Here is a 16,109-nt window from a genome sequence, read left to right on the forward strand (position 1 = left end):
ATGAGCGACTTTTCCCCCCGCGAGATCGTCTCCGAGCTGGACCGCCACATCGTCGGCCAGGCCAAGGCGAAGAGGGCGGTGGCCATCGCCCTGCGCAACCGCTGGCGCCGCCTCAAGCTGGACGACAAGCTGCGCGAGGAGGTGCTGCCCAAGAACATCCTCATGATCGGCCCCACCGGCGTGGGCAAGACCGAAATCTCCCGCCGCCTCGCCCGCCTCGCCGGCGCCCCCTTCCTGAAGGTGGAGGCCACCAAGTTCACCGAGGTGGGCTATGTGGGCCGCGACGTGGAGCAGATCGTGCGCGACCTGGTGGAGGTGGGCATCGGCCTGGTGCGCGAGGTGAAGCGCAAGGACGTGCAGGCCAAGGCGCACCTCGCCGCCGAGAACCGCGTGCTCGATGCTTTGGTGGGCGCCACCGCCTCCCCCGCCACCCGCGACGCCTTCCGCAAGCGCCTGCGCGCCGGCGAGCTGGACGACAAGGAAGTGGAGGTGGAGGTGCAGGCCGGCGGCGGCCAGGGCATGCCCATGTTCGAGATCCCCGGCATGCCGGGGGCGCAGATGGGCGCCATCTCGCTCGGCGACATGCTGGGCAAGGCCTTCGGCGGCCGCACCAAGCCCCGCCGCGTGACCGTCAAGGAAGCCCACCCCCTCCTCCTCACCGAGGAGGCGGACAAGCTCATCGACCAGGACGCCATCACCCAGGAGGCGATCCACGCGGTGGAGAACAACGGCATCGTCTTCCTGGACGAGATCGACAAGATCGCCGGCCGCGAGGGCCGCTCGGGGGCCGACGTGTCACGGGAAGGCGTGCAGCGCGACCTCCTGCCCCTCATCGAGGGCACCACCGTCTCCACCAAGCACGGGCCGGTGAAGACCGACCACATCCTGTTCATCGCCTCCGGCGCGTTCCACGTGTCGAAGCCCTCGGACCTCCTGCCGGAGCTCCAGGGCCGCCTGCCCATCCGCGTGGAGCTGGAGGCGCTGACCCGCTCCGACTTCGTGCGCATCCTCACCGAGACCGAGGCCAGCCTCGTCAAGCAGTCGGTGGCGCTGATGGCCACCGAGGGCGTCGCCCTCACCATCACCGCCGACGCGGTGGAGGCCATCGCCGATGCGGCGGTGGAGGTGAATTCCAACGTGGAGAACATCGGCGCCCGCCGGCTCCAGACGGTGATCGAGCGGGTGCTGGACGACCTCTCCTTCTCCGCCCCCGACCGCTCCGGCGAGACCGTGGTGGTGGACGCCGAATATGTCCGCTCCCGCGTCGCCGACCTGGCGAAGAACGCCGACCTCAGCCGCTTCATCCTCTGAGGCGCCGCACCGCCGGCGGCCGCCGCCCGCTCATTTCCCGCAGGCGGCGAGGAAGCTGGTGACGGGGAGCTTCGAGCCCTTCAGGGGCAGCCGCTCCCCCGCCGCGCCGTCGATCTTCAGCGACAGGCTCTGCCCCGTCTTGACCGAGGCCCAGAAGGGCGCGCGCGGGTCGAGGGCGAAATGGATCTCGTAACCGCCGTACATCTCCTCCGGCTGGGCCGTCGCCACCACCTCGGTCGCCTTGCCGTCCACCAGCAGGGTGGCCGGCAGCTTCTCGCGGCAGGGGCGCAGGCCGTCGCAGGCCTTCTCCTCCCCGGCCTTGATGCTGGCGCGGTCCGGCGCGGGGTAGGTCACCTCGATCCGCCCCTTGCCGCACTGGGCGATGAAGCTCACGTCCTCCTCCGCATCGTCGGCGCCGAAGACGAGGCTCGGCCCGCTGTCCCCCGGGTTCAGCCGCCAGGAGCCGGCGTGCGCCGGGCCGGCGGCGAGCAGCATCGCGGCAGCCAGGAGCGCCTTGCGGAAAGGTGATCGGAAGGCGGCCGTCACCCCCCGCGGTCGGCGGCGGGCATCTTCAGGAAACGTCCACTGCATGCCGGGCTCCGGAAGTGGCTGACGCCCCTCCTTCTACCACAAGCTGTCGTTCGCGCGCAGGGAAGCGCGCAGAGGAAGCGCAAGCAGGGAAGCGCACGCAGGAGAAGGCGCCTCAGGAGAGGCGCCGGCCCTCCGCCTCGCCGCCGCCGTCCTGCCCGCCCTCCTGCCAGGCCAGCTTCTTGCGGTAGAGCGTGGAGGGACTGAGGTCGAGCGCCGCCGCGGCCAGGGCGATGTTTCCGTCATAGGCGGCAATGGCCGCCTCGATGGCCCGCCGCTCCACCACGGAGAGCGGCTCCACCCGCGCCGGGGGGCTCCAGCCGGCGGGCAGGCCCAGCCACATGCCGGTCCCGGGCAGGCTCGCCCCGCCGGGCGAAGGCGCCGGCGCGGCAGGGGCATCCGCCGCCTCCAGCCCGGCCTCGCCGACGAGATGGGCCGGCACCACCGGCCCGTCGGCGAGGACGGCGGCCCGCCGCATCAGGTTCTGCAATTCCCGCACGTTGCCGCGGAAGCCGCGGACGCGCAGCGCCGCCACCGCCTCGGGCCCGAGGCGCGGCAGGGGACGGCCCTCCTCCCCCGCCACGCGGGCGAGGAAGGCCTCGGCCAGCAGCAGCACGTCGTCGCCCCGCGCCCGGAGCGGCGGGATGCTCAGGTGCAGCACGTGCAGGCGATAGAACAGGTCCTCCCGCAGCCGCCCGGCGCGCACCTCCTCCAGCGGGTCCCGGCCGGTGGTGCAGACGAGGCGGACATCCGCCTCCCGGTCCTCCCCGTCGCCGCCGCGGCGCAGGCGGCCGGTCTCCAGGAAGCCGAGCAGCTTGGCCTGCAACTCCAGGTCCACGTCGCAGATCTCGTCCAGCAGGAGGGTGCCGCCGGAGGCGCGCTCGGCGATGCCGGCGCGGAACACCCCCTCGCCGAACAGCTCCGCCTCCAGCGCGTCGCGGCTGAGGGCGCGGCAGTCGAGGGTGAGGAACGGCCCGTCATGGCGCGGCGAGGAGGCGTGCACCGCCCCGGCGGCCAGGGACTTGCCGGCCCCGCTCTCGCCGGCGATGAACACCGGCGCGCGGGAGGCCGCCACCCGCGCGATCCCGTCATAGAGCGCCGCCATGGCCGCCGAGCGGCCGAGGAAGCCGCAGAAATCCCCGGCATGCCGCGTGGCCGGCCGCAGGGCCCCGCCGCGGCGCTCGGGGCGGCGGGCGGAGGTGGCCGCGAGCAGGCGGTCCACCACATCCTCCGGCTTCAGCGGCTTCTGCACCACGTCGTCGGCGCCGGCCCGCATGGCGGCCACCACGTCGCCCACCGAGCCCTCGGCAAGCGCCACCACCAGCGTGCCCTCGAAGCCGGCGGCGCGCAGGCGCGTCACCGCCCGGCCCTCCCCCGGCCCCACAGCCACCAGGGCGGAGGCGCAGCGCTGCAGCACGGCGAGGGCCGCCTCCAGCGTGTCCGCCTCCAGCACATGCAGGGCCTCGCGCCGGGCGAGCGCCCCGCGCAGCATCTGGCGGACGGAGGGATCGGCGTCGCAGACGAGGATGCAGGTATGGCGCTCCGGCCGTCCGGCCGTGAAAGAACCCGAGGGGAGACCGGTCATGGCATGAATCGCAGGGAGGAAATCATCCCCGCGATCTTTCGCGAACAAGGTAAAGGAACCCTTGCGCCGGGCCCGCCGCCCCTACCCCCGCGGCGGCTTGCCGGCGATGGCCTCGCGGGAGAGGCCGGCGGCCTCCAGGGCGGCCAGCGCCTTTTGCGCATGCGGCTCGGAGGGGATCAGCCGGCGCACCATCTGGCGCACCCCCTGCGCCCCGTCGGGCAGGTGGCGGACAAGGTTCGCCACCGCCTCGTGCTCCTCGGCGGTGCGGCCGAGCGCGTGCAGGGTGAGGGCCAGCGCCAGCTTGTTCTCGAAGCCCGGATGCAAGGCGAGCTGCGGCACCAGGGCCTGGGCCGCGGCCATGTCCTCGCGCAGGAAGGCGGCAAAGCCCAGGAAGGCGTCCTGCAGCGGCGTGCGCACGGCGCCCTCGCGCCGGGCCTTCTGCAGCAGCGCCTCGCCCTCGTCGACCTTGCCGGCGCCGATGTAGACGGAGGCCACCATGGCCGCCACGTCGAAATCGAGCGGGTTCAGCTCCAGCGCCTTCTGGGCGGTGGCGAGCGCCTCCTCCGGCTCGCCCGCGAACATCTGCACCAGGGCGAGGGTGCGCGCCGCATAGGCGCTGGCGGGGGCGAGGTCCACGGCCCGCTCGGCGAGGTCCAGCACGCCTTCCACCACTTCGTCGGAGGCGGCGGCATACGTGCCCTCGCGCATCAGCGTGTAGAGCGTGGTCATGGCGGCCACCGCATGGCCCAGGGCGAAGTCCGGGTTGCGCTTGGCGAGGTCGGCCAGGCAGGCCTGCGCGGCCGCGGCGCGCTGCGCCTGCTGGGCTTCCTGCCGCAGCATGGAGAGGGCGCCGGCGACGCAGCCGAAGCCCGAGCCCGGCGCCTTGGCGAGCGCCTGCGCCCGCGCCCGGACGGGGATGACCCCGTAGGTCTCCATGATGGCGGCGGCGATCTCGTGCACCACCCGCCGCTCGCTGTCGGCGATGCCGGGGCCCTGCTGGAGCCCGTCGAGGGCGGCCGACCAGACGATGGAGCCGTCGCACCGGTCGGTGAGGCGCACCACCAGCGAGAAGGAGCTATCGCTCCGGCCTTCCGCCAGGGCGGCGAGGGAGAAGACCGAGCGCGACTGCGGCCCGTTGCAGGCCTCCGCCACCACGCTCTCGGGGGTGGAGACCCCGGCCGCCTTCACATCCACGAAATCGAAGCGGGCGAAGGCGTCGCGCATGCGCTCCTCGATCGCCTTCAGCTCGCCGGCGGGCAGGCTGGCGGTGCCGGCGGCCTCGATGGGGCGGACCTCGACGATGGGCAGGCGGATGGCGTCGGCGATGAAGATTTCCCGCTGCGGCACCTTCTGCCCCTCGAACGGCAGGCCGAACAGGGCCGCGCCGGCGACCACGACCGCCAGCACCGCCCCCGCGACCCCCCGCCAGGGAAAGTGCCGCGCCGGCGGCAGGACGGCCGGCACCGGAACGGCGGCCTCCTCCCCCTGCGGCGAGGGCGGGGCGGCCTCGTCGGCGGCCGTGTCCTCCGCCGTCCCTTCCCCGCGGGGCAGGAACAGGGGCACGTAGCCGCCCTTGGGAATGTCGATGACGACCGGGTCGGCGGTGCCCTGGGTGGAATAATAGCGCTCCAGCGCGCGGCGCAGGCGGGTCGCCTCCACCCGCACGATGGGGTCGGCCTGGGGGTCGAACGAGGCGGGCCGGCCGAGGGCCTCCACCGCGATGGTATAGCCCTTGATCTCCTCGGCCCGGCCTTCGAGGGTGGCCTCCACCACGAAGCGCAGGAAGGCGGCGAGCCGCGGCGAGGCGCTGAAGTCCGGAGAGGCGAGCACGCGCTCAAGCGCCGCGCGAATCTGTCGCGCGCGCTCCGCCTCCGCCGCTGCCGCGTCGGCGAGCGGGAGAGGGGCGTCAGCCTCTGGAGCGGCGTCGCCGCGCGCCTCGGGGACAATCTCTACCAATATACCATCCTTACGCATGGTCAGTGACCTTTGTGGGTCAGAAGCCATGCTTGCGCAAGAGGCCGGGCCGGCACGCGCGGCCGCCTCCGGGCACACCTCTCCCGTCCGCCCTCCGCGCCGACCGGCAAGCGGCGGCGCATCTCTACTAAAGTTCCCCGGCGCTTTCACCATCGCCGTGACGCCGGAGGCCGATGCGCACAGGGTGCTTGTGCCCAGCGGCACTGTTCCCAGGACGCCGCCGCGCTGCTAGCTTCCCCAGCCGCGAGGCCGAACGATGGCAAAGTGCGCATCTGCGGCCGCAGGGAGAGTATCCATCATGGCTCTGGATGATCTGAATTCGGACGGTTCGGTTTCCCACGGCGAGGCAGCGCCGAATGATCTCGAAGCCTTCTGGATGCCGTTCACATCCAACCGCTCCTTCAAGAAGCGACCCCGCCTCGTCTCCCGCGCCAAGGACATGTACTATTACACCCCCGAGGGCCGGCCGATCCTCGACGGCTGCGCCGGCCTGTGGTGCGTGAACCCCGGCCATAACCGCGAGCCGATCGTCGAGGCCATCCGCCAGGCGGCCGCCGACCTCGATTTCGGCCCCACCTTCCAGTATGGCCACCCCAACGCCTTCCGGCTGGCGAGCCGCATCGCCGCCCTCGCCCCGGGCGACCTCGACCACGTGTTCTTCTGCAACTCCGGCTCCGAGGCGGTGGACACGGCGCTGAAGATCGCCCTCGCCTATCACCAGACCACCGGCGCCGGCACCCGCACCCGCTTCATCGGCCGCGAGCGCGCCTATCACGGCGTCGGCTTCGGCGGCATCTCGGTGGGCGGCATCGTCTCCAACCGGCGCACCTTCGGCGGCATGCTGGTGGGCGTCGACCACCTGCGCGCCACCTACGACCGCGAGAACCAGGCCTTCACCAAGGGCGAGCCGGACTACGGCGCGCACTTCGCCGACGAGCTGGAGCGCATCGTCGCGCTGCACGACGCCTCCACCATCGCCGCGGTGATCGTCGAGCCCATGGGCGGATCCACCGGCGTGCTGCCGGCGCCCAAGGGATATCTCAAGCGGCTGCGCGAGATCTGCGACAAGTACGGCATCCTGCTCATCTTCGACGAGGTCATCACCGGCTACGGCCGCCTCGGCTACGCCTTCGCCGCCGAGCGCTACGGCGTCCTGCCGGACATGATCACCTTCGCCAAGGGCATCACCGCCGGCGCCGTGCCCATGGGCGGCGTGCTGGTGCGCAAGCACATCCACGATGCCTTCATGAAGGGGCCGGAGCACGTGGTGGAGCTGTTCCACGGCTACACCTACTCCGCCCACCCGCTCGCCTGCGCCGCCGGCCTCGCGACGCTGGACCTCTATGCGCAGGAGAACACCTTCACCCACGCCCGCGCGCTGGAGCCCTTCTTCGCCGACGCGGTCATGAGCCTGAAGGACAAGCCCGGCGTGCAGGACATCCGCACGGTCGGCATCACCGGCGCCGTGGACCTCGCCCCCAAGGACGGCGCCCCCGGCCTGCGCGGCTACGAGGCGCTGGAGAAGGCGTTCCACGAGGAAGGCCTGATGATGCGCATCGCCGGCGACACGCTGGTGGTGACGCCGCCGCTCATCATCTCCAGGGAGCAGGTGGGCGAGCTGGTGGACAAGCTCGGCCGCGTCATCGAGAAGGTGGCCTGAACCAGGCGGTCCGCGGCGCCACGCACCCGGCGCCGCGGACCTCCGCCATGGCGGTCTGCTACCTCCATCTCCGCCCCGACGCCGGGGACGGACTGGAAAAGGCCCGGCGGGCGCCGATAACCTGCCGTTCCGCCTTCACATTTCCGTCGCGGGGTGGGGCAACATTCACCCGCCCATGAGTTCGTTCACCTGACGATTCATGCTATCTCGCACCTGCGAAATATCTCCGAGGCTGCCCTCATGTTCCCCACGCCGAAGCCGGTTCTGACGCCCAACACCTACGCTTACGAATCCGAGCCCATGGTGAAGCCGACCGGCTTCCGGGAATATGACGCCCGCTGGCTGTTCCAGAAGGAAATCAACCTGATGGGCGTGCAGGCGCTGGGCATGGGGCTCGGCACGCTGATGCACGAGATGGGCATCAGGCCGGAGATCGTCACCGGCCACGACTTCCGCTCCTATTCCTCCTCCATCAAGCTGGCGCTGGTCTCCGGCCTCATGGCCGCCGGCATCAAGGTGCACGACATCGGCCTCGCCATGTCGCCCATGGCCTATTTCGCCCAGTTCGCCCTCGACGTGCCGGCGGTGGCCATGGTGACCGCCTCCCACAACGACAACGGCTGGACCGGCGTGAAGATGGGCGTCAACCGCCCGCTCACCTTCGGGCCGGACGAAATGAGCCGGCTCAAGGAAATCGTTCTGTCGGCTAAGTTTGATCTCAGGGGCGGCGGGTCCTACGTGTTCGTGGAGAATTTCCCGGACGTCTACATCAAGGACCTCACCAACCGGCCGAAGCTGAAGCACCCCATCAAGGTCATCGCCGCCTGCGGCAACGGCACCGCCGGCGCCTTCGCGCCGCGCATCCTGGAGGCGCTGGGCGCGCAGGTGATCCCGCTGGACACCGAGCTCGACCACACCTTCCCCAAGTACAATCCGAACCCCGAGGACATGGAGATGCTCCATGCCATGCGGGACGCGGTGCTGGAGCACGGCGCGGACGTGGCGCTGGGCTTCGACGGCGATGGCGACCGCTGCGGCGTGGTGGACGACACCGGCGAGGAGATCTTCGCCGACAAGGTGGGCGTGCTGCTCGCCCGCGACCTCGCCAAGATCCACCCCAACGCCACCTTCGTGGTGGACGTGAAGTCCACCGGACTGTTCGCCACCGATCCCGAGCTCATCAAGCTCGGCGTGAAGGCGGACTACTGGAAGACCGGCCATTCCTACATGAAGCGCCGGGTCAACGAGACCGGGGCGCTGGTGGGCTTCGAGAAGAGCGGCCACTATTTCTTCAACAAGCCGGTGGGCCGCGGCTATGACGACGGCCTCGTCTCGGCCATCGCCGTGCTCGACATGCTGGACCGCAACCCGGGCAAGAAGCTCTCCGAGCTGCGCGAGGCGCTGCCGAAGACCTGGTCCTCGCCCACCATGTCGCCCCACTGCGCGGACGAGGCCAAGTACGGCATCGTCGCCCAGGTGGTGAAGCATTACGAGGAGCTGGCCGCCAAGGGCGCCCTCGTCACCGGCCAGAAGATCCGCGACCTCGTGACGGTGAACGGCGTGCGCGTCACCTGCGAGGACGGCTCCTGGGGCCTGGTGCGTGCCTCCTCCAACAAGCCCGAGCTGGTGGTGGTGGTGGAAAGCCCGGTCTCCGAGGCGCGCATGCGCGAGATGTTCAAGGAGGTGGACGCCGTGCTGCGCACCCACCCCGAGGTGGGCGCCTACAACCAGACCATCTGAGGCAGGCGGCCGCCTTTCCTCCGCCGGCCCGGCGCCGGCCTTGCCAGGTCCCGGCCCTTCCCCGCACGCGGGGGAGGGCTTTCGTTTTCCTGCGGATGCGGAGCCAGATTGACAAAGCCCTCCCCCTTCATCGCCATCGTCGGCGCCGGCCCGGCGGGCCTCGCGGCGGCGGAGGTGCTTTCCGCGGCCGGCGCCCGCGTGGCGGTCTATGACCGCATGCCCACCGCCGCCCGCAAGTTCCTGATGGCGGGGCGCGGCGGGCTCAACCTCACTCATTCGGAGCCGCTGCCGCGCTTCCTCACCCGCTACGGCGCGGCGGCCGAGCGCCTCGCCCCCGCGCTCACGGCCTTCCCGCCGCAGGCCTTGCGCGACTGGGCCCTGGGGCTGGGGGAAGAGACCTTCGTCGGCTCCAGCGGGCGGGTGTTTCCCATGAGCTTCAAGGCCTCGCCCCTGCTGCGCGCCTGGCTCGCCCGGCTTGCGGCGCAGGGCGTCAGCCTGCACCCGCGCCACGCCTTCCGGGGCTGGACGCCGGCGGGCGCCCTCGCCTTCGACACGCCCGACGGCGCCCGCGAGATCGCGGCCGATGCGGTGCTGCTCGCCCTGGGCGGCGCCTCCTGGCCGCGCCTCGGCGCGGACGGGGACTGGGTGGAGGTGCTGCGCGGCGTCGGGGTCCCGGTGAATGCGCTGGCGCCCTCCAACATGGGGGTGACCATCGGCTGGTCGGAGGTGTTCCGCAGCCGCTTTGCCGGAACGCCCCTAAAGCGCATCGCCCTGCGGTTCGGCAAGAGCGTGGTGCGCGGCGAGGCGGTGGTGACGGCCACGGGGCTGGAGGGTGGCGTCGTCTACGCCCTGTCCGCCGACCTCCGGCGGGCGCTCAGCCATCGCGCCGTCACCCTGCATCTGGACCTGCGCCCGGATGTGGACCTCAAGGCCCTCGCCGCCAGGCTCGCCGCCGCCCCGGCCAAGGCCTCCTATTCCACCGTGCTGGCGAAGAACGGCGGCCTTGCCCCGGTCGCCGCCAACCTCGTGCGCGAGGTGACGGGCCCGGCCCGGCCGGAGGCTGAGGCCCTCGCCGGCCTCATCAAGAGCCTGCCGCTGGAGGCGACCGGCCATGCCGGGCTGGAACGCGCCATCTCCACCGCCGGCGGCATCGCCTGGCGGGGCGTCGCCCCGGACTTCGCGCTCACCGGCCTTCCCCCCCACCTGCCCCCGGTCTTCGCGGCGGGGGAGATGCTGGATTGGGAGGCCCCCACCGGCGGCTACCTGCTTCAGGCCTGCTTCGCCACCGGCCGCGCCGCCGCCGAGGGCATGAAGGCGCGCCTCAGCCTGTAAAGCCGCCGGCGTCGAGAAAGGCCTGCTCCTCCGCCGTCATGGCGCGGCCGAGGATGGGGTTGCGATGGGGAAAGCGGCCGAAGCGGTCGATGGCCTCCTGGTGCAGCAGGGCATAGGCGATGCCCTCCTCATGCCCCAGCGCCCGGTAGAGCGCGACGCAGCGTGCCTGCGCCGCCCGGTCCTCCGCATGCATGAAGGGCAGATAGAAGAAGGTGACAAGCACCGCCGGCACCTCCGGCGCCCGGTCGAAGCCTTTGCCGATGGCCTCACTGGCCGCCGCCAGCGCAAGCGGATCGCTGGCGAAGGCGGACGGCGTGCCGCGGAAGACGTTCCGCGGCACCTGGTCGAGCAGGATGATCCGCGCCAGCGCGCCGAGGGGCGTCTGCGCCCACGCGTCCAGCGCGCCGCAGGCGGCCGCCTCATGGGCCGGGAGCAGCGCCGCCCGCACCTCCTCATCGAAGGCGGCGCCGCCGCCGAACCATTTCTCCCGGCCGGCGGACAGCCAGAAGGCGACGACCTCCTGCGGCGTCCTCACCGCAAGGGTCATCGCGGCAGCCCCGGCGGGGCCAGCGGATTGTCGGTGAGCGCCGCGCGATCCGGCGTGTCCAGCTGCGGCACGCCGAGGAAGGCGTTGAACAGGCGGGCGATGACCTTGGGGTCGAGGTCGCGCACGATCATCACGAGGCGCGTGCGGTGGTCGTCGTCCGGCCAGGCGGGCAGGCGGGCGGGCGGGTGCATCACATGCTGCACGGCGTGGAGCACGATGGGCGCATCCGGCTCCTCCGCCACCTTCACGATGCCCTTCATGCGCAGCACGTTGCCGCCATGGGTGGCGCGCAGCAGCTCCAGGAACAGGTCCAGCGTCCCGGCCGGGATGGCCGCGTCGGTGGCGAGGGTGAAGGCGCGGATGCGAGAATCGTGGCGGTTGGGGTCCTGCCCCGCGCCGTCCGGCTCGCCCTCGGCCGCGGCCACCGCTTCGGCGGCGAGCCAGCGGGCGACGTCCGGTGTCTTGGTCTTCGGGTCGTAGAGGCCGGCGCCGAGCAGGGTGGCGGCATCCGCCTCCCCCGCCGCCGCATCCACCAGCCGGGCGGCCGGGGCGAGGCGCTTCAGCCGCACCTTCAGGGCGCCGAGCGCCGCGCGCTCCGCGTCGGTGGTCAAAAGGTCGGTCTTGGTCAGCACCAGCCGGTCGGCCATGGCCGCCTGCTTCACCGCTTCCTCATGCTGGTCGAGGGTCGTGTCCGCATTCACCGCATCCACCACGCAGACCAGCCCGTCGAGCCGGTAGCGCAGGCCGAGATAGGGGTGGGTCATCAGCGTATGGATCACCGGCGCCGGATCGGCGAGGCCGGTGGTCTCGATGATGACCCGGGCGAACGGCGGCAGGCGGTCGTTGTCGCGCCCGCGCAGCAGATCCTCCAGCGCCGCGACGAGATCGCCGCGCACGGTGCAGCACAGGCAGCCGGAGGAGAGCATCACGATGCCCTCCTCCACCGGCCGCACGAACAGATGGTCGAGGCCCACCTCGCCGAACTCGTTGATGAGCACGGCGGTGTCGGCAAGCGCCGGATCGGCGAGCAGGGCGTTGAGCAGGGTGGTCTTGCCGGCACCAAGGAAGCCGGTGAGCACCGTGACCGGGATGGGCTCGGGCGGGCCGCGGCGCGGGGCCGGCTCCGCTGGCGCGGGCGTGTCCGACGCCGCTTGGGGCACTGCGCCCGCGAGGGGACCCGTCATGGCGGATGCTCCAGAGGGGGCTTCAGGGAGGCCGAAGCCTTGCTTCCCCCTGCCTCTACGAGACCGCGCCCGAGGTCAAGAGCCGGCTGCGCGGACGCGCCACCGGGCCTCAGTCGATAGGCAGCGGTCGTGTGCCCCTCTGCTCACGGCCTTGGGGCGTCAGCCCCGCAGCGGCGACCCAGGGAACCGGATCAGGTGGCGGGCTTGGGCGCGGGCGCGGCACCGTCGGCCGGAGCGTCCGCAGGCTTGGGCTTCGGCTTGGGCTTCGGCGAAGGCACCGTGCCGGCCGTCACCGGGGCGGCGGGCTTCACCTGCTTCTTCTGGGCGCCGGCATCCGCCGTGGCGCCCTCGCCCGAGGACTTGGGCCTGGAGGCAGCGGCCGTCGTCGGCTTCGCCTCCGAGCCGGAAGGCGCGCTCGAAGCCGTCTTGGGCTTGGGCTTCGCCGCCGGCTTCTGGGTGTCGCCGCTCTCGGCGGAAGCGGATTGCGACGCCCCGCCCGCGGGTTTCGCATCCTTGGCCGCCTGCCTGGGGCCGGGCTTCTTCTTCGGCTTCTCGTCCTCCGCATAAGCGGAGCCGAGGTCCTGCGGATTGCTGCGGGTGCCCACGAACACCTGCACCGGCGGCATGGAGGGCGGCAGGGTCTGCAGCAGCTCGGCGCCGGACTTGGGCAGGGTGGGCGCGGCGAAGGCGAAGCCGACGCTGGCGTTCGGATCGGGCTCGTCGTCCGCCTCGGAGGCGACGCGCTTGCCGCCGCACACCTCGGCCTTCATGTCGCCGGGGGGGCCGCCCGTGTTGGACAGGCTGGAGAGCAGCGGCTGCGCCGCGCCGAACACACCCCAGGAGGACTGGAAGCCCTTCTCCAGCGTCAGCGCCGCCTGCTCGGTGCGGGCGGTGCCGGAGCGCGCCCCGAGGATCACGACGATGAGCCGCTTGTTGCCGCGCGTCGCGGTGGCGACCAGATTGTAGCCCGAGCCGCAGATGAAGCCGGTCTTCATGCCGTCGGCGCCGGGATAGCGGTCGATCAGCCGGTTGTAGTTGCGCAGCACCGCCTTGCCGATGCGGATGGCGGGGATGCGGAACAGGGCCTCCTGCTCCGGGAAATGGTAGATGATGGCCCGCGCCAGGATGGCGAGGTCGCGGGCCGTCGTCATCTGGTCGGGGTCCGGCAGGCCGTTGGGATTCTCGAAATGGGTGCCGCTCATGCCGAGGTGCGCCGCGGTGGCGTTCATCTCGGCGACGAAGGCGGGCAGCGAGCCGCCCACGCCCTCGGCCACCACCATGGCCATGTCGTTGGCGGACTTCACCAGCACCATCTTGAGCGCGTTGTCGAGCGTCACCACCGTGCCGGGCTTGAAGCCCATCTTGGACGGCTGCTGGGAAGCGGCGAGCGCCGAGACGGTGAGCGGCGTATCCAGGGTCAGGCGCCCGTTCTTCACCGCGTTGAGCGCCACGTAGACGGTCATCAGCTTGGTGACGGAGGCCGGGTACCAGGGCCGGCCGGCGTCCTTCTGCTCCAGCACCCGCCCGGTTTCGGCCTCCACCAGGAGGATGGGATTGGCCTGCGCGGAAAAGGCGGGGGCGAGAACGCCCAGCGCGAGGCTCACGGCCGCTGCGGCAAGACCGAACCACGTGGCCCCTGCCCTAGTCGCGCCAGCCGTCGAACTGGATTTCGTGCGCGCCAACCGTTCAGCTCCCGTATTGGAACAAGGGCTCAATACCATTGAGCCCCTCATTACCCGGTTTCGCAACCGCGGAAAAGGCGAAATGCACCGGTAAAGATCGGTGCAGCGGCAGTTATGGCCCTGTTCTTTTTGCCATGCTTTCGCCCGATTTAACGATCACCCGCCCGATACCCCTGCGAAATCTTTCACCGCGCCGCGAAGCTCAAGTCTCGGCGATCGTATGCCCCGCCTCTTCCGTGCCCGCCATGAACTGGGCACGCGCCAGGCCGGCAAAGCGGCCGCCGAGGCGCACCAGCTCATCGAAGCTGCCCGCCTCCACCACCCGCCCGTGCTCGAACACCAGAATGCGGTCGGCATTGCGCACGGTGGCGAGCCGATGGGCGATGACGAAGGTGGTGCGCCCCTTCATCACCTCGTCGAGGGCGGCCTGCACCTTTACTTCCGTGGCGGCATCGAGCGCGCTGGTCGCCTCGTCGAGGATGAGGATGGGCGGGTTCTTCAGCAGCGCGCGGGCGATGGAGAGGCGCTGGCGCTCGCCGCCGGAGAGGGCCCGGCCCCGCTCGCCCACCACCGCCTTGAGGCCGAGGGGGTTGCGCTCCACCAGTTCCAGCGCCTGGGCGCGGGCCAGGGCCTCGCGCATCTCCGCCTCGGTGGCGTCGGGCTTGCCGACCTTGAGGTTGTCGGCGATGGAGCGGTTGAACAGCAGCGGCTCCTGGAACACCACGCCGATGGCATGGCGGAGCGAGGAGAGCGTGGCGTCGCGGATGTCCATGCCGTCGATGCGGATGGCGCCCGACTGCGGGTCGAACACCCGGTGCAGCAGGGCAAGCGCCGTGGACTTGCCAGCCCCGGTGGTGCCCACGAAGGCGAAGGTCTGGCCCGGCTCCGCATGGAAGGAGACGTCCCCCACGGCGGTGCGCTTGCCGTCGTAGGAGAAGGACACGTCGTCGAACACCACGTCGCCCTTCACATCGGCGAGGGGGCGGGCATTCGGCCGGTCGCGCACCGAGCCCACCGTGTCCAGCACCTCGAAGAACTGGGCGAGCTGGGGGGCGGAGAGCATCAGCCGGTTGAAGAAGCTCACCGTGTGGTCGAGCCGGCCGATGAGCATGTTGGCGAAGGCCACGTAGGTGACGATGTCGCCGATGGCGGCCAGGCCGTGGATATAGAGCCAGGTGCCGATGAGCAGGATGGCGAGGATGGTGAGCGTGGTCGCCGCCTTGGTCGCCATGGACACCATGGCCCACCACGACAGCACCGGGATCTGCACCGCCAGCACCCGGTTCACCGTGTCCTTGAGGCCGGAGACCTCGGCCTCCGTGCGCGTGTAGCTCTGGATCACGGCCACGTTGCCCAGCGCGTCGGAGGTCTGCTCGGCGAGGTCGGAATTGTACTCCTCCACCTCCCGCTGCATGGCCTCGGTGCGGCGGATGACGTAGGCGGTGACGATGCCGAACACCACCATCAGCGCGATCAGCACCAGCCCGAGCCGCCAGTTGATCCAGATGCCCACTGGCACGAGGATCACCAGCGAGATGATGGCCGCGCAATCCTCGCGGAAGAAGGAGAGCCACAGGCCCCACAGGGCGTCCACGCCCTCCAGCATCACCTTCAGCAGGCGGCCGGAGTGGGTCTCCCCGTGGAACGAGAGGGGAAGCTGGAGCACATGCTCGAAATATTGCGCCAGCACGCCGAGCCGCCGGCGGTGGGAGAGGCGGTCGGCATGCAGGGAGATCAGCACCCCCGCGCCGATGTTGAACAGGCCGAAGCCCACCCAGGCGGCGAGCAGGGGGGTGAGGTCGTCGAACGTGGGCAGGCGGGTCGCCGCTTGGGCGGCGGCCAGCGTGTCGATGATGCGGCCGAACAGGATGGGCTCGGCGAACTGGGCAATGGCCAGCAGAAGGTTGGAGACGGCGAGCAGGGCGCCGAGCCGCGCCTGCGGGCCGAGCAGGCTGATGGTGCGGGCATAGACGCGCAGAAGGCTCATGGTCGCGGTCCCCGTGCCGGTTCCGCCGCAGGAGAGCGGAGGCGCGGCCTTGGCGCAAGGGGCTGGATCAAGGGGAAGGGTCAGGCAGCCGGATAAAGTCGGGAATGCAAGGGCATGGCACGGCGACGCAGCCGTCGCGCGCAGCCGTGCGGCTCGAATACCCGTGCGGATGACCGCCTTGCCGATTGACGCGCCCGCCCGCCGCCCCTATAAGCCGAGCCCGAACTCAGGCGGCTGCGGCGGCCGGAGCCCGGCCCGCATTTCTCGCAACGATCTCGTTCATTCGAGCCGCGCGAGCGGGCAGCGGCGAAATCGCCGTCGCAGCGCCGCTGCCGGGGTCCGTCACCTTAGGCAGCCTCAAGACATCCGGAGACAAGACCCGTGAAGCGCACCTATCAACCGAGCAAGCTCGTGCGCAAGCGCCGCCACGGCTTCCGTGCGCGCATGGCGACCCGCAACGGCCGCAAGATCATCGCCGCCCGCCGCAACCACGGCCGCCAGCGCCTGTCCGCCTGAGGG

Annotated in this window: 12 protein-coding genes; 5 read left to right on the forward strand and 7 right to left on the reverse strand. The window is 71.3% G+C overall.

Features of this window, described 5'->3' with window-relative positions:
• A complete protein-coding gene (gene hslU, locus V5F59_RS21655; protein ID WP_393980898.1) occupies positions 1-1,311 on the forward strand; it encodes an ATP-dependent protease ATPase subunit HslU in 1,311 nt (436 codons plus the stop codon).
• Positions 1,312-1,341: 30 nt separating this feature from the next.
• On the opposite strand, the gene V5F59_RS21660 is transcribed toward hslU, so the two are convergent.
• The 3 genes from V5F59_RS21660 to V5F59_RS21670 form a co-directional block, all read right to left on the reverse strand.
• The gene (locus V5F59_RS21660; RefSeq protein ID WP_393980896.1) at positions 1,342-1,902 is read right to left on the reverse strand and encodes a hypothetical protein; all 561 of its coding nucleotides are present in this window, start codon (positions 1,900-1,902) and stop codon (positions 1,342-1,344) included.
• Positions 1,903-2,014: 112 nt separating this feature from the next.
• Positions 2,015-3,484 carry a sigma-54-dependent transcriptional regulator gene (locus V5F59_RS21665; RefSeq protein WP_393980894.1) on the reverse strand — a complete coding sequence of 490 codons (1,470 nt, stop codon included), beginning with the start codon at positions 3,482-3,484 and terminating at the stop codon, positions 2,015-2,017.
• 81 nt (positions 3,485-3,565) lie between these two features.
• Positions 3,566-5,440 (reverse strand): tetratricopeptide repeat protein, encoded by a 1,875-nt coding sequence (locus tag V5F59_RS21670; protein ID WP_393980893.1) that lies wholly within the window; start codon positions 5,438-5,440, stop codon positions 3,566-3,568.
• A 316-nt stretch (positions 5,441-5,756) separates the two neighbouring features.
• Between V5F59_RS21670 and aptA the strand changes: the two genes are divergently transcribed.
• From aptA to V5F59_RS21685, 3 genes are all read left to right on the forward strand, one after another.
• On the forward strand, positions 5,757-7,118 hold the full coding sequence (gene aptA / locus V5F59_RS21675) for an omega-aminotransferase AptA (protein ID WP_393980891.1): 1,362 nt from the start codon (positions 5,757-5,759) through the stop codon (positions 7,116-7,118).
• Positions 7,119-7,358: 240 nt separating this feature from the next.
• Complete coding sequence (locus V5F59_RS21680) at positions 7,359-8,858, forward strand: phosphomannomutase/phosphoglucomutase (RefSeq protein WP_393980889.1); 1,500 nt, start codon at positions 7,359-7,361, stop codon at positions 8,856-8,858.
• A gap of 108 nt (positions 8,859-8,966) precedes the next feature.
• Positions 8,967-10,190, forward strand: coding sequence for a TIGR03862 family flavoprotein (locus V5F59_RS21685; protein ID WP_393980887.1), 1,224 nt, complete (start codon positions 8,967-8,969; stop codon positions 10,188-10,190).
• On the opposite strand, the gene V5F59_RS21690 is transcribed toward V5F59_RS21685, so the two are convergent.
• The 4 genes from V5F59_RS21690 to V5F59_RS21705 form a co-directional block, all read right to left on the reverse strand.
• The gene (locus V5F59_RS21690) at positions 10,180-10,737 is read right to left on the reverse strand and encodes a DUF924 family protein (RefSeq protein WP_393980885.1); all 558 of its coding nucleotides are present in this window, start codon (positions 10,735-10,737) and stop codon (positions 10,180-10,182) included. The two genes, V5F59_RS21685 and V5F59_RS21690, sit on opposite strands and share 11 nt — an antisense overlap.
• Positions 10,734-11,921 (reverse strand): CobW family GTP-binding protein, encoded by a 1,188-nt coding sequence (locus V5F59_RS21695; protein ID WP_393980883.1) that lies wholly within the window; start codon positions 11,919-11,921, stop codon positions 10,734-10,736. Before V5F59_RS21695 ends, V5F59_RS21690 begins: the two co-directional genes overlap by 4 nt.
• A gap of 191 nt (positions 11,922-12,112) precedes the next feature.
• Positions 12,113-13,525 carry a serine hydrolase gene (locus tag V5F59_RS21700; RefSeq protein WP_393980881.1) on the reverse strand — a complete coding sequence of 471 codons (1,413 nt, stop codon included), beginning with the start codon at positions 13,523-13,525 and terminating at the stop codon, positions 12,113-12,115.
• A 280-nt stretch (positions 13,526-13,805) separates the two neighbouring features.
• On the reverse strand, positions 13,806-15,590 hold the full coding sequence (locus V5F59_RS21705; protein WP_393980879.1) for a glucan ABC transporter ATP-binding protein/ permease: 1,785 nt from the start codon (positions 15,588-15,590) through the stop codon (positions 13,806-13,808).
• 381 nt (positions 15,591-15,971) lie between these two features.
• Here V5F59_RS21705 and rpmH point away from each other — a divergent pair, with 381 nt between their 5' ends.
• Positions 15,972-16,106 carry a 50S ribosomal protein L34 gene (gene rpmH / locus V5F59_RS21710; RefSeq protein WP_012113946.1) on the forward strand — a complete coding sequence of 45 codons (135 nt, stop codon included), beginning with the start codon at positions 15,972-15,974 and terminating at the stop codon, positions 16,104-16,106.
• Positions 16,107-16,109: the final 3 nt, after the last annotated feature.

This window comes from Xanthobacter nonsaccharivorans (assembly GCF_043194755.2).
Classification (GTDB): Bacteria; Pseudomonadota; Alphaproteobacteria; order Rhizobiales; family Xanthobacteraceae; genus Xanthobacter; species Xanthobacter autotrophicus_G.

Bases quoted from the DNA above. Each gene is read 5' to 3' on its own strand.
- V5F59_RS21665 (WP_393980894.1), bottom strand. From the start codon at position 3,484: ATGACCGGTCTCCCCTCGGGTTCTTTCACGGCCGGACGGCCGGAGCGC.
- V5F59_RS21680 (WP_393980889.1), top strand. From the start codon at position 7,359: ATGTTCCCCACGCCGAAGCCGGTTCTGACGCCCAACACCTACGCTTAC.
- V5F59_RS21705 (WP_393980879.1), bottom strand. From the start codon at position 15,590: ATGAGCCTTCTGCGCGTCTATGCCCGCACCATCAGCCTGCTCGGCCCG.
- V5F59_RS21690 (WP_393980885.1), bottom strand. From the start codon at position 10,737: ATGACCCTTGCGGTGAGGACGCCGCAGGAGGTCGTCGCCTTCTGGCTG.
- hslU (WP_393980898.1), top strand. From the start codon at position 1: ATGAGCGACTTTTCCCCCCGCGAGATCGTCTCCGAGCTGGACCGCCAC.
- V5F59_RS21660 (WP_393980896.1), bottom strand. From the start codon at position 1,902: ATGCAGTGGACGTTTCCTGAAGATGCCCGCCGCCGACCGCGGGGGGTG.
- V5F59_RS21695 (WP_393980883.1), bottom strand. From the start codon at position 11,921: ATGACGGGTCCCCTCGCGGGCGCAGTGCCCCAAGCGGCGTCGGACACG.
- aptA (WP_393980891.1), top strand. From the start codon at position 5,757: ATGGCTCTGGATGATCTGAATTCGGACGGTTCGGTTTCCCACGGCGAG.